The sequence below is a fragment of the Streptomyces sp. MH60 genome, from assembly GCF_002939385.1.
Taxonomy (GTDB): Bacteria; Actinomycetota; Actinomycetes; order Streptomycetales; family Streptomycetaceae; genus Streptomyces.
This window is the reverse complement of sequence record NZ_MULI01000005.1, coordinates 71221-84153: the sequence shown is the minus strand read 5'-3', so window position 1 is coordinate 84153 and position 12933 is coordinate 71221. Positions and strand designations below refer to the sequence as shown.

At 67.0% G+C, this 12933-nt stretch carries 11 protein-coding genes; 1 reads left to right on the top strand and 10 read right to left on the bottom strand.

The window, feature by feature from the left end; translation table 11 throughout:
• Window positions 1–119 precede the first annotated feature (119 nt).
• From BZZ08_RS05995 to BZZ08_RS05985, 3 genes are all read right to left on the bottom strand, one after another.
• Window positions 120–1025 carry an ADP-ribosylglycohydrolase family protein gene (locus tag BZZ08_RS05995; protein WP_104631080.1) on the bottom strand — a complete coding sequence of 302 codons (906 nt, stop codon included), beginning with the start codon at window positions 1023–1025 and terminating at the stop codon, window positions 120–122.
• A 12-nt stretch (window positions 1026–1037) separates the two neighbouring features.
• Entirely contained in the window at window positions 1038–1697 is a 660-nt protein-coding gene (locus BZZ08_RS05990; protein WP_104631079.1) for a histidine phosphatase family protein, read from the bottom strand.
• A gap of 106 nt (window positions 1698–1803) precedes the next feature.
• The gene (locus BZZ08_RS05985) at window positions 1804–2418 is read right to left on the bottom strand and encodes a YdbC family protein (RefSeq protein ID WP_104631078.1); all 615 of its coding nucleotides are present in this window, start codon (window positions 2416–2418) and stop codon (window positions 1804–1806) included.
• A 157-nt stretch (window positions 2419–2575) separates the two neighbouring features.
• Between BZZ08_RS05985 and BZZ08_RS05980 the strand changes: the two genes are divergently transcribed.
• Complete coding sequence (locus BZZ08_RS05980; RefSeq protein WP_104631077.1) at window positions 2576–3109, top strand: TerD family protein; 534 nt, start codon at window positions 2576–2578, stop codon at window positions 3107–3109.
• A gap of 59 nt (window positions 3110–3168) precedes the next feature.
• Here the strand turns inward: BZZ08_RS05980 and BZZ08_RS05975 are convergent, their stop codons facing one another.
• The 7 genes from BZZ08_RS05975 to BZZ08_RS05950 all read right to left on the bottom strand — a co-directional run bounded on the left by BZZ08_RS05975 (window position 3169) and on the right by BZZ08_RS05950 (window position 12771).
• Window positions 3169–4065, bottom strand: a complete 897-nt coding sequence (locus BZZ08_RS05975; RefSeq protein ID WP_104631076.1) for an alpha/beta fold hydrolase — start codon at window positions 4063–4065, stop codon at window positions 3169–3171.
• Window positions 4066–4291: 226 nt separating this feature from the next.
• Window positions 4292–5407, bottom strand: coding sequence for a hypothetical protein (locus BZZ08_RS05970; protein WP_198601312.1), 1116 nt, complete (start codon window positions 5405–5407; stop codon window positions 4292–4294).
• A gap of 175 nt (window positions 5408–5582) precedes the next feature.
• Window positions 5583–6137 (bottom strand): hypothetical protein, encoded by a 555-nt coding sequence (locus BZZ08_RS38560; RefSeq protein ID WP_133169150.1) that lies wholly within the window; start codon window positions 6135–6137, stop codon window positions 5583–5585.
• Window positions 6138–7843: 1706 nt separating this feature from the next.
• On the bottom strand, window positions 7844–8176 hold the full coding sequence (locus BZZ08_RS05960) for a helix-turn-helix domain-containing protein (protein WP_104631074.1): 333 nt from the start codon (window positions 8174–8176) through the stop codon (window positions 7844–7846).
• A complete protein-coding gene (locus BZZ08_RS05955; protein WP_104631073.1) occupies window positions 8173–9294 on the bottom strand; it encodes a tyrosine-type recombinase/integrase in 1122 nt (373 codons plus the stop codon). The genes BZZ08_RS05960 and BZZ08_RS05955 overlap by 4 nt, the downstream gene beginning before the upstream one ends.
• A 100-nt stretch (window positions 9295–9394) precedes the next feature.
• Entirely contained in the window at window positions 9395–9538 is a 144-nt protein-coding gene (locus BZZ08_RS38940) for a hypothetical protein (RefSeq protein WP_198601319.1), read from the bottom strand.
• A gap of 329 nt (window positions 9539–9867) precedes the next feature.
• A complete protein-coding gene (locus tag BZZ08_RS05950) occupies window positions 9868–12771 on the bottom strand; it encodes a vitamin B12-dependent ribonucleotide reductase (RefSeq protein WP_104631072.1) in 2904 nt (967 codons plus the stop codon).
• Window positions 12772–12933 lie beyond the last annotated feature (162 nt).

Genomic DNA, 12933 nt, shown 5'->3' with positions numbered 1-12933 from the left:
CACCCCCATGACCTTCCGGACCCGCCCGTGGCCACACCCCGGGCAGCGGTTGTCATGACAACGCGCCGATGGTCACACAGAGTTCCCCTCGCGCACGGAGAGTTTCCGGGGAAGGTCGGTCAGGCGGTGGTCGCCAGCCAGGCGGGCAGCGCCTCGACCCGCCCCGCCCACTCGGCCGGGGGCGCCCCGGCCTTCCCGGCCGCGATCACTCCGCCCACGATGGCGCAGGTCGTGTCCACGTCCCCGCCGACCTGGGCGGTCGTCCAGAACCCGGTCTCGTACTCACCGAGGGCGCGGGCCGCGGACCAGAGGGCGAAGGGGACCGTGTCGTGAGCGGTCGTACGCCGGCCACAGCCCAGGACCGCAGCCACAGTGGTCGCGTCGCCGTAGTCGAGCATGTCCCGGGCGCGCCGCAGTCCGGCGCCCACCGCGCTCTTCGGCACCAGCGCGATCACACCGTCGAGGAGCGCGTGCGCGGAGGGCGGGCCGGCCGGATCGGCGGCCAGCGCCGCGGCCGCCGCGACGGCCATGGCGCCGACCACCGCCTCACGGTGCTGGTGCGTCGGGTAGGCCGAGATCTCCGCCTGGTGGGTCGCCTGTTCCGGGTCGTCCGCGTACCAGGCACCGAGCGGCGCGATGCGCATGGCGGCGCCGTTGCCCCAGGAGCCCTGCCCGTTGAACAGCGCCGCGGCGAGCTCGCGCCAGTCGCCGCCTTCCCGGACCAGCCGGAGCAGGCGGTTGACCGCGGGACCGTACCCCCGGTCGAAGTCGTGATGCCGGGCGAAGGAGAGGGCCAGCGCGTCCTGGTCGATGCGGTGGTGGGCGGCCAGGACGCAGACCACGGAACACGCCATCTCCGTGTCGTCCGTCCACTGCCAGGTACCGGGCGGCAGCTCGCGGCGCCCCAGCAGCGGATAGTTCGCGGGAACGAAGAACTGTGAGCCCAGCGCGTCCCCCACCGACAGTCCGCGCAGGCTGGACAGGGCCCGGTCCAGGCGCCCGTCAGGAGAAGAATGAGCGGTCATCGCCCTGCCACTCTATCCGGTGATCCCGTACGGTTCCGGATCTCGCCAGCGTTCGAAGGGCCGGTCAAGGCTGTACTTGCCGTCCTCACCGAGAACGAGCATCCGCATCTCGGCGTTCCCGGGGTTGGCCAGCGACTCGAACTCCGCGACCGTCCAGTGGAACCACCTCATGCAGAACAGCCGCATGGCGAGCCCGTGCGTCACCAGCAGCACGTTCGGCGGGTGGTCGGGGTCCTCGAAGCTGCGGAACAGGCTCTCCAGGAAGCCGCCGACCCGGTCGTACACGTCGGCACCGGACTCGCCCTGGGCGAAGCGGTAGAAGAAGTGCCCGTAGGCGTCGCGGTAGGCCTTCTGCAGGCGCACGTCGTCGCGGTCCTGCCAGTTGCCCCAGTCCTGCTCGCGCAGCCGGGGCTCCTCACGTATCCGTATGAGATCCGGATCGAGGTGGAAGGCGCGGAGGGTCTCGTGGGTGCGGCGGTACGGGGAGACGTACACGCTGATCCGCTCGCGGCCGAACACCTCGCGCAGCCCCTTGCCGGTCTCCTCGGCCTGCGCCCGGCCCCGGTCGGTGAGGGCGAGCGCGTGGTCCGGCTCGCGCTCGTACACGGTGTCATCGACGTTGCCGGTCGACTCGCCGTGCCGGACAAGAACGATGCGCCGTGGTCGTGCCATGCCAGAACCCTAGATCGAGACGGGCGGAACCAAGCACTCGTACGGGCCCCGTACGGCGTACGTCACACAGTTTCCACACCTGGTCGAGTCGGCGTGGGTCCGGATCTCAAACGGTCCAGGAGGGTTCCAGTTGCACGATGTCGCCCGTCAGCGCCGCGATGTCGGCCTCCGTCTGGGCGCGCAGGGCGAGCCGCTCCACTCGCTCGGTGCGGTACTTTCCGTGTTCGGCGGCCGACAGCCACATGGACAGCACGAGGTACTCGTTGTACCCGTCCCCCGGGGCCTCGCCGAACAGGCCGCGGATCATGCCGGGCGAGCCGGCCATCGCCGGGTTCCAGACCTTCTCCTGCATGAGGACGTAGTGCTCGGCCCGTTCCTCGTGGACCCGGCACAGCGCCACCCGCAGCAGGTCGGCGTCGGTGAAGCGCGGTTCGAACCCGGTCTTCACGTCGAACCGGTAGTCGAAGAGCCTGACCTGGGCGTCCTTGAAGGTGCCCACCTGCGCGGAGGCCAGCCTGTCGTGGGAACGGGCCATGAAGGAGTCGTAGAAGGCACGGCTCTCCCAGAAGGCGAAGACGTGCGCCACGTCCGGCCGCCCCCGGCTCCAGCCACCCCCCTGCCCCCGAAAACCCGGCTCCCCCGGAAGCCCCGCCCACTTCCGCTGCCCCCGCTCGAAACCGCGGCGGTCCACCACGGTGCAGCGAATCCACTTGACCAGCACCGCGCCATGGTAAGGCCAGGAACACGGCACCGGTCGCTCTGAGGAGGAGCGCTTGCCCGCGCGTTCGTCCCGGTGCGTGGCAGGATGGACAACCGGCCGTCATCGTCCGGCAGTTCAGGGGGCCGGGCAGGGCGGGGGACCTGGGAAGGGGAAGTCTGTGAACGGCCTCAGCAAGGGCTTGGGCAAGGTCGAGGTCGCACTGCGGTGGGACCCCAGTCCGGCGGGAGAGCCGGCCACCGACCTGGATCTCGTCGCCGGGACCTATCCGGTGGACGATCCGTACGGCGCCCCTGCCTACGTGGTGTACTTCGACAGTCGCTCACCGGACGGCACGATCTATCTCAACCGGGACAGCAAGGACGGCAAGGGCTTCGGTTTCGACGAGGTCATGACGCTGGAGCTGGAGCGGCTGGACGCCCGGTACGCGCGCGTGGTGGTGGGCGTCGCCATACAGCAGCACACCGAGGACCGGACCTTCGGCCACGTGACCAACCCGGGCCTGCGCATCCGTGAGGGCTACACGGATCTGGCCGCGGAGGACTTCGCCGCCGTCCCGGGCGCCACCGCGGCGACGGTCGCCGAGTTCGTCCGGGACGGGACGGGGGCCTGGGAGTTCCGGGCCGGCGTGCACGGCTTCGAGGGGGACCCCGCGACGTTCACCCGGGTGATGGGCGCGACACGGCGGCCCTGACGGCGGCCCGGAGCCGAGTAAGGGGCAATCGCCTTGGCAAGCGCCCCTTACACATGCGCTCACGCGTCCCCTCGTCCGCTCGGATTCCGTCCCGGCGCGGCCGGCCCGGTCCCGCGTCCGAGCGCAAGCATCGCCTCGGCGACCTCGCCGACCGCCGCGTCCGGGATGGCGGTGGCGGCCTCCTCGAGGACGAGCAGCCGCGCCCCGGGAATCTCGCGCGCGATGGCCTCGCCGTTGCCGACGGGGAAGAACGGGTCGCGGCGACCGTGGACGACGAGCGTGGGGATCTCGATCTCCGGCAGGCGCTCACGCCAACGGGGTGCGCAGTCGAGTCTGGAGAACACCATGCCCATCTGGTTGGCCAGCTGGACCGGGACAGCGGTGCCGGGCGTGCGGTCCCAGATGCGCGCGGCGGTCGCGCGCGCGGCGACGGGGTCGTCGCCGAGGACCTCCGCGCCGGTGGCGCCGAAGTCGGCCACCGCCTCGCGGTGGGTCCAGTCGGGCATCGGCGTCGCGAACAGCCGGTTCATCGTCGCCCGGTCGTGGTCGGGGAGGTCGTCGTCGGGTGGGCCGGGCGCGACCGCGCGGGTGCCGACCAGGGTGAGTGCCGAGAACGCGCCCGGGTGGTCGAGCGCGGCCACCTGGGCGACCATCCCCCCGACGCCGATCCCGGCGAGGAGCGCGGGCCCGGCGCCGAGCGCGCCGGGAAGGGCCGCCGCGTCGGCGGCGAGGTCGCGCAGGGTGTAGGCGGGCGCCTCCGGGTCCGCCGTGGTCGACTCTCCGCTGTCGCGCAGGTCGTAGCGCACGACCCGGCGCCCGCCGGCGGCGAGGCGCTCGCAGAGCGCGTCGGGCCACGAGAGCATCGTCGTCCCGCCGACGAGCAGGACGAGTGGCGCGTCGTCGGCACCGAACGACTCGACGCCCAAGGTGATCCCATTGACGCTGACGGTTGTCATCGCAGCCCCGGAAGATGTCGTAGGTCGGGTGTGTCGCAGGGGCAGACCCGATCCGGCGCCCGAAGTCATCGCTCACGCGTGGAGCGTGTGCCAGAGGTGAGCGTGGGCAGATCACCTCCGGCACAGGCCGAAGGGGACCGGCCGATGGCCGGTCCCCTTCTGAACCCGCGCTTCACACGCGGGTCAACCCACAGGTACTGGCGGAGACCCTTATTCCTGGCGTGCGCTATTCCTCGGCATCTGGCTCTCGATCGGGGAACGCACGCAGCCTCAGCTGTGGCGCCCGGTGGTCGGCGAGCCACCGCATCCGGTTGTCATCCGCGGCGATCCCGGCACGTGCGGCCTGGGTCCACTCCTCGCGATCGAGCACCTCGAGGTAGGTCGCCCGGAGCGCTTCCTGTTGTGCCGCGGTGCACCCCGCAGCCTCGGAAGGCTCCGTAGTCAGGTGCTGAGTGAGAACCGCGATCGTGAAGTAGCGCTCCGTGGTCGGGCTGAGCAAACCCACACGGCGGGCATGAGCTTCCAGGACCACTCTCGAATGGGGGTAGTGAGCGAGGGTGAGTCCCATCCCCCCGCAGTCGCTCATGAGATGGAGTAGCCGACCGATGTGGTCGACCATCTCGCTGTCAGTGTCGAGCTCTGCAAGCGCCTCATGGAGTCTGGTGACTGTGGCGACCTTGCCGGCGAAGTATCCGTTGAGGAAGTCGCCATCACAGGCCCTGCGCAGCAGCCATGGTCGGGCAGCCGGGTCGTCGAGTCTGCAGAGAGCTTCGACGACGTAGACACGTCCCCAGCCGGTGACTCGCTCGGCGAGCCAGAGCAGGGCTTCGACTCCTCCTGTCTGCCGCTCGAAGGCGTGCGCCGCCAACGGCCCGAAGCGGTCGGAGAGCAGCCCGATCGTCTGAATCAGCGGGATGTCGTCGGCTGTTCCCACAACGGCGAGCAGGGCAAGCCCGACGGTGACTGAGCAGCGATCGGTGCCATAGCGGACCAGCCAGCGGCCCGTTTGACGAGCGCGTTCTATGTCCACCCGCGCAGCCGCGGCGGCGATGTGCTCGTTGTGGTGAATCGGGACATAGACGTCGTGGAAGACATCGGCCAGTTCGCTGGGCAGGGCGGAGGCCCGCGCGAAATGCATGTCCAGAATGAGCGCAATATCCTTGCCGGCCAAGTGCCGGTCTTTGGGTGCCTTCGGGCCTCGGCGACGGTGCAACGCGTCATCGGGAAAGGGGTACCCGTCGCGCGGAAGCGGCTCATCCGGAACCAGTTGATGTAGCCGCAGCGCGTGGTCGAACAGCGTTGTCGGTGATCCGGGCAGTCCTGTCCCGGTCGTCCCGCTCATCGGCGGACGGAGGACTCGATTCTCTTGATCATGGCCCGGAGCATGCCACGAGAGCAATCGCCGCGACAAGCCCTCGACACGGCGGCGCGTTGCACCACACACACAACAGCCAGACGTCACGCTCATCGAGGGCGGTGGAGCCGCGAGACCGGCTCCACCGCCCTGACCAGCTACTTCACGCCCTGAAGATGTCGAGGTCGTCATCCCCTCCCCGCGCAGCCAGGTAGGCGGCCCAGTCCCGTTTCACATGACCAACCCACTCGACGGCTGTGTTGATGTGGATGCCCAACATCTCGCTCAGGATCGGTGCGGGCAGGTCTGAGGCCAACGCCATCAGCGCGGTGTTGCGAGAAGCGCGAACGTCGATCCCGTGCCGCAGCAGCCGTCCCGAGAGCTTGGGGCCGTCGATGGGACGGCCAGCGAGAGCTCCTGGGAAGATCCAGCTAGCGGCTCTGGGGGTTGCGCGCCCCACGAGGGACCGCGATGTCGCCTTTTCCATCTGCTCATTGAGCAGTCGGGCCAGTGCGGGCGGCAGCAGCAGTGGGTGCCTGCCTATCTGAATATAGGCGTTGCCCTCGCGGACCTGGATGTCCTCATGCACCAGTTGAGCGATGCGAGTTACGGGCATGCCATAGAGCAGCGTCAGGGCCCCCGCTGACCGAACGTCCAGCGGCAGGCCAGAGTCATGAACGCATCGGTGGAGCAAGGCCAGATGCTCGTCCTCGTCCAAAAAATTGGAGGGCTCCCCGTCGGGCCGCCAGGGGACTTGGAGGTCGGCGATGAGACGGCATCGCCGAGCCCATCGCAGGAAGTCACGCAGGTTGCACCGTGTGCTCGCGCCGGCAGCAAGCCACTGGTCCAAGTGCGGCTGCCGAACTTCCGCCAAGGAGAGCCCCTGTCCTTCGATCCACGCCAGAAATGTGTGAGCCACGGAGACTTGCGTGCGGGCGTACTTGATGGTGGATGTCGTGTTACCTCTGGTGCTCGCCTGATGTCGAACTCGCCGTAGTACAACCCATTGCGCGTAGGGCTGAAGGATGCTCCGGCGCTGGGCTGCGACGGTGGTCAAGTAGTTCTGCAGCCAGCGTTCCATTCCTGCCACGTGTTCGTCCCGCTCCGGGAGGACAGCAACATGGACGAGCAACTGCCTTAAGTGAACTGCCGCCTGACGACCCGGGAACGTGTCGAGCAGTTCGTGTGTTACCGAGTATCCCGAGATGAGAAGATCCCGTAGCATGGTTGCTCCGCTATTTTCCCTCCGCATCCAGAGCAAGACCGAGCGCGGTGTTTCTACTGCGGCGAGAGCGCTGATGAGAGGTCGGAGCGGCGTACCTTCAGTGGGGCCAAATTGCTCATGCAGCTGATCCCTGAGAACGCATCGCGCACACTCACCATTCCGATAAATATCGCCTGCGTTGCCGCATGTGGAGCAGGGATAGGTCAGATCAACACCTACACAGGGGCCACAGACTTGGCGCTGCTGTTCGTCGATACCGATCAGCGGACGTCGCTCGCCGCACGTGACACACTCAGCTGGGTTCACACAGATGTAGCGGTAGCAGCCGTCACAGACTGGCCCTATGGGCCACCATGCTGTCGTCGGCCTCTGGCGACCACACCGAGCGCACGTCCGCTGCGGCCGGTCCCGGCAGCTCCGACAGACCGGGGTATCAGTCGTGGCACGGAGACAAGGACGCTCACGCCGGCAGGCGGAGCAAGTCATAACCGGGCCTGGGTCGCAATTGCTGCAAAGGTCTGGCTGCCCGTCTCGCGCACGGGTCTTGATACGTCGGATACAGCCGCAGGAACCACATAGGCGCCTCGGGTGAACATAGCAACGGGAACATGTCGGGCCAGCCGTAGTATTTGCTTTGACGGACCGCATGTCACCACACTGGACGCATTTCCGTTTAGGTCGGGAATAGCAGTTCGCACAAAAGGGCTTCCCATCCGGGCCGCGGTTCGCCACTCGGCGCGCGCGCCCACAGATCGTGCACGCCTCGTGCCGCGCGGGGTCGCTGCCGTAGCAGATCCGGCAGATGACACCGCCGGTGTCTCGGGCGTTGACGGGTGCGGTCTTCCCGCAGCGACTGCACGGAAGTGCGGTTGCACGTGCTTTGCACATCTGACAGATGCGTGCGCCTTCGCCGTCGGTGAAGCGAAGCACGCGCCGCTTTTCGCAGCTGGCGCATAGCGGGACGACCACTTCTGTGCACCCTGCGGACTCCAGTTCCGTCAGCAGCCGGAACATGGCCATAGGTAGCCTCACGCTGCCACTGGTCAAGGCGTCAGAGTGCTCGACAACGTGTTCCTGTAGCCAGGCCAGAGCCTTCTCTGGTGCGACTCGGTCTACGACTACCCGCAGCTCGGACAGTGACAGTGAAGGCAAGTGCGGGGCAAGGAGGGCAACAACCTGGTCCAGGCGCTGATGGCGTTTCACGAGAAGTCCGGGCGCCGAATCGAGGCTCGCCGTGGTTGAGGAGGTGCACTTGGACCGGCCGATGGCCCGGTGCCGGTCTTGCGGACGGACTGCTCGGCGGTGGTCACCTCGATCAGTTCCTGAACACCGCAATCGAGGATGTCACACAACGCGGCGAGGGTATCCATGGACAAACGCTGCGGCGGCTGAGTAACCAGACGGTAGACCTGCTCGCGGGACAGGTGCACACCCCGCTCGGCAAGCAACGGCACAAGGTCACTGGTCTGGAACATTCCTCGCTTTGCCATGATCTGACGCAGGTGCCAGTTATACCCCATCTTCTTAATCATTTCTGCGACTCCCAGAGGGAGGCATGACGCTGCTGCAACGACTGCTGCACCAAGCGATTACGGAACTCGTCGGAGACTCCGGTGTAGATGGCGGTGGTAGAGGCGTAAGAATGCCCGACTTGGTCTTGAACAAATTTCTCAGGATAGCCAAACTCGACCAAGTGCGTCACATACGAGTGCCGAAGGCAATGCAAATCCAGCGCCTCGGGAAGCCCAGCATCGTTCCGAGCTTGTTCGAATGCTTCGTTGATACCTCGCGAGGACAAGCGGCCTCGACGTTCAGTCACCCAAAACGCGGGGTGACTCCCCGGAGAAAATAGTGGACGAGCTTCTGATACCCATTGCTGGAGCACGGGAACAATCCAGTCCATTTCAGGAACGGTTAGCACAGTCCGGCGCTTGGGTTGCCCTCCACGTGACGACTTGCCATAGCGAACGAACAATGCGCCGTAGGTCCCGTAATCGGTAGCCTTCGGATTTCGGCGCAGGTCAACAACATCCAACCCCCACGCTTCCCTTCGACGGAGGCCATAGGCGTACACGGTCTTGAGTAGCGTGGCGTCTCGCATGGCCGCCAGCGCCCCTTTCCGACGGCGCCCTCGAATCTCCTCAACCCTGGCATCCGCAGCATCCAGCAGCGATTGCACTTCGTCGTACGTCAACGGCCGCCGACCCGGGCGCCCCTCGTACTCCGAGGTGTGCGCCACCGTGTTCCACTCGTGCAGGATTTGGATGGGCACGGCGTCGAATCGCTCTTGGCAGACCGCAGGCCAGGAGTACCGGGCGTCTGTGACGTACTCCATGAAGAGTCGGAGTCCATTCTGGTACCCCCGAGCCGTCGACACCATCACCGGCTGCGTACCAGACCGCAGATGACTGATGAACTCTTCAGCCTCCTGGGCCTGCCATTGCCAGGGGTATTGCCCCGTGAAGTGGGCGAAACGTCGTACGAGATCGATCCTCGCCTTGATCGTGTCCGCCTTGAGGAAGCGGGCCCGCTGCTGTGTCGCCCACCCATCCAGCATCGCCGCGAACATCGCCGGCGCGGGGTCAAGGTGCACCACGCCATCACCGAGTAGCAGACGTGCTGATCCAGCCAATTCAGCCGCTTTGGTCACGTTGCATTCAACGCAACATCGTTGAATCGGTTACGGCGACACGCCTGGCCAGCAGAAACGGGGCTGGCCGCCCCAGGTGTAGGCCCGGGGCGGCCAGGTATCACTTCTTCTTGGTCTTGCCGGTCTTCGTCTGCGACAGCGCGCTGGCCGCCACGGACTTCTGCGCCGGGGTTGCCTTCGGGCTGTTCAGCTGCTTGCTGGCCTTCGAGGCGACCTTCTTGCTGGTCTGACGCTTGTTCGCCATGTTCATCACTCCCTTCCTGGTTGCTTTTGCATCGCAGACCAGGACGTGATGTCATGCAGGTTCCTACACCGCGCAGGACACAACGTTCCTGACTGCAACGACCGCCCGGCCCCCTACAAGGCTGGGCGTTCGTCATTCCAGGGGGCTTGCACCCCCGGAACGATCTCTTGTCGCGCCTTCGGCGCGACACGCGCTCCCCGCACGCAGTCGTGGTGTACCGACCGCAAAAGGGAGGGGCGCCAGCCCAGGGCCGACGCCCCTCCCTCACAGAGATCACGCTTCGGGTTCAGCTACGTCGTATGTTGCATCCGACGCAATTCCGCCCAGTTTCAGCTGCAACCGCTGGTCGAGCCGCAGCCCTCGCAGATGTAGCAGGATCCGGCGCGCTGCATCTTCGTGCCGCAGGAGAAGCACAGCGGGGCGTCGGCCTGGATGCCCAGCTGCATCTCCACCAGTTCGGCGCTGGTGTGCGCCTGCTGCGGAGCGGGCTTGGCGGCCTCGACCTCGGCCTTCGGCGTGGCGACGGCCTTCAGTTCCTGGGCGCGCGGCGCCGACTGGGCCAGGCCCTCGACGTCCATCTCGTCGTCGGACGGCTCGTAGGAACCGGTCTCCAGGTGGCGCTGGCGCTCCTCGGCGGAGTGGATGCCGAGCGCGGAGCGCGTCTCGAAGGGCAGGAAGTCCAGCGCCAGGCGGCGGAAGATGTAGTCGACGATCGACTGCGCCATCCGCACGTCCGGGTCGTCCGTCATGCCGGCCGGCTCGAAGCGCATGTTGGTGAACTTCGAGACGTACGTCTCCAGCGGCACGCCGTACTGCAGGCCGACGGAGACCGCGATGGAGAAGGCGTCCATCATGCCCGCGAGGGTCGAACCCTGCTTGGACATCTTGAGGAAGACCTCGCCGAGACCGTCGTCCGGGTAGGAGTTGGCGGTCATGTAGCCCTCGGCGCCACCGACGGTGAACGACGTGGTGATGCCGGGACGTCCCTTCGGGAGGCGCTTGCGGACCGGGCGGTACTCGACGACCTTCTCGACCGTCTCGCGGATGGCCGCCTCGGTCTTCTCGGTGATCTCCGCCTTCTCCGTGTCCTTGACCGACTTGGTCTTGGCGGAGAGGGGCTGGCCCACCTTGCAGTTGTCGCGGTAGATGGCGAGCGCCTTGACGCCCATCTTCCAGGCCTCGAAGTAGACCTCCTCGACGTCCTCGACGGTCGCCGACTCCGGCAGGTTGACCGTCTTGGAGAGGGCGCCGGAGATCCAGGGCTGGATGGCGGCCATCATGCGGACGTGGCCCATCGCGGAGATGGAGCGCTCGCCCATCGCGCAGTCGAACACCTCGTAGTGCTCGTGCGCGAGACCGGGCGCGTCGATCACGTTGCCGTTCTCGGCGATGTGGGCGACGATCGCCTCGATCTGCTCCTCCTGGTAGCCCAGGCGGCGCAGGGCCTGCGGGACGGTGCCGTTGACGATCTGCATCGAGCCGCCGCCGACCAGCTTCTTGAACTTGACCAGCGCGAGGTCGGGCTCGAGGCCGGTGGTGTCGCAGGACATCGCGAGACCGATGGTGCCGGTCGGGGCGATGACGGAGGCCTGGGAGTTGCGGAAGCCGTTCTTCTCGCCGAGGCGCAGCACGTCCTGCCAGGCCTCGGTGGCGGCGGCCCAGATCGGCGTGTCGAGGTCGTCCATGCGGACGGCCTTGGCGTTCTCGTCGGAGTGCTGCTTCATGACCCTGAGGTGCGGCTTCGCGTTGCGGGCGTAGCCGTCGTACGGGCCGACGATCGCGGCCAGCTCGGCGGAGCGCCGGTACGACGTGCCGGTCATCAGGGAGGTGATGGCGCCGGCCAGGGCCCGGCCGCCGTCGGAGTCGTAGGCGTGGCCGGTCGCCATCAGCAGGGCGCCGAGGTTGGCGTAGCCGATGCCGAGCTGGCGGAAGGCGCGGGTGTTCTCGCCGATCTTCTGGGTCGGGAAGTCCGCGAAGCAGATGGAGATGTCCATCGCCGTGATGACGAGCTCGACGACCTTGGAGAAGCGCTCGGCGTCGAAGGACTGGTTGCCCTTGCCGTCGTCCTTGAGGAACTTCATCAGGTTCAGCGAGGCGAGGTTGCAGGACGTGTTGTCCAGGTGCATGTACTCGCTGCACGGGTTCGAGCCGTTGATGCGGCCGGACTCCGGGCAGGTGTGCCAGGCGTTGATGGTGTCGTCGTACTGGATGCCGGGGTCGGCGCAGGCCCAGGCGGCCTCGGCCATCTTGCGGAAGAGCGCCTTGGCGTCGACCTCCTCGATGACCTCGCCGGTCATGCGGGACGTCAGGCCGAACTTGCCGCCGTCCTGCACGGCCTTCATGAACGTGTCGTTCACCCGGACCGAGTTGTTGGCGTTCTGGTACTGGACGGACGTGATGTCGTCGCCGCCCAGGTCCATGTCGAAGCCCGCGTCGCGCAGGGCGCGGATCTTCTCCTCTTCCTTCACCTTGGTCTGGATGAAGTCCTCGATGTCGGGGTGGTCGACGTCGAGGATGACCATCTTGGCCGCGCGGCGGGTGGCGCCGCCGGACTTGATGGTGCCGGCGGAGGCGTCGGCACCACGCATGAAGGAGACCGGTCCCGAGGCGTTGCCGCCGGAGGAGAGCAGTTCCTTGGAGGAGCGGATCCGGGAGAGGTTCAGGCCGGCGCCGGAGCCGCCCTTGAAGATCATGCCCTCTTCCTTGTACCAGTCGAGGATCGACTCCATGGAGTCGTCGACGGACAGGATGAAGCAGGCGGAGACCTGCTGCGGCTGGGGCGTGCCGACGTTGAACCACACCGGGCTGTTGAAGCTGAAGATCTGGTGCAGGAGGGCGTAGGCCAGCTCGTGCTCGAAGATCTCGGCGTCGGCGGGCGAGGCGAAGTACTTGTTGTCCTCACCGGCCTTCCGGTACGTCTTCACGATGCGGTCGATGAGCTGCTTCAGGCTCACCTCGCGCTGCGGGGTGCCGACGGCGCCCCGGAAGTACTTGCTGGTGACGATGTTGACCGCGTTCACCGACCAGAACTCGGGGAACTCGACGCCACGCTGCTCGAAGTTGACCGAGCCGTCGCGCCAGTTGGTCATGACGACGTCACGACGCTCCCAGGCCACCTCGTCGTAGGGGTGGACGCCGGGAGTGGTGTGGACGCGCTCGACGCGGAGTCCCTTGCCCGCCTTGGTGCCCTTGGCGCGGGAACTCCGTGCCGGACCGCTCGCAGTCTCTGTCATGCCGCCTCCCTGTACGGGCGAAAACGCCCTGAAGTGCCCCGATTGTTCCCGTGGGCACGGTGTTCTGTCTGGTGTTGCGGGCATCGCTGGCTCCGCCCGCAACAGGTCTTGTTCACTCGCCGCCGTCCGGCCGGGCCCGGGCGCCGAAGTCCGGGTCCGGCC

Excerpts from the sequence above, each read along its gene's own strand:
- BZZ08_RS05995 (WP_104631080.1), bottom strand. The coding sequence starts at position 1,025 with ATGACCGCTCATTCTTCTCCTGACGGGCGCCTGGACCGGGCCCTGTCC.
- BZZ08_RS05990 (WP_104631079.1), bottom strand. The coding sequence starts at position 1,697 with ATGGCACGACCACGGCGCATCGTTCTTGTCCGGCACGGCGAGTCGACC.
- BZZ08_RS05975 (WP_104631076.1), bottom strand. The coding sequence starts at position 4,065 with ATGACAACCGTCAGCGTCAATGGGATCACCTTGGGCGTCGAGTCGTTC.
- BZZ08_RS05970 (WP_198601312.1), bottom strand. The coding sequence starts at position 5,407 with ATGAGCGGGACGACCGGGACAGGACTGCCCGGATCACCGACAACGCTG.
- BZZ08_RS05960 (WP_104631074.1), bottom strand. The coding sequence starts at position 8,176 with ATGATTAAGAAGATGGGGTATAACTGGCACCTGCGTCAGATCATGGCA.
- BZZ08_RS38940 (WP_198601319.1), bottom strand. The coding sequence starts at position 9,538 with ATGGCGAACAAGCGTCAGACCAGCAAGAAGGTCGCCTCGAAGGCCAGC.
- BZZ08_RS05950 (WP_104631072.1), bottom strand. The coding sequence starts at position 12,771 with ATGACAGAGACTGCGAGCGGTCCGGCACGGAGTTCCCGCGCCAAGGGC.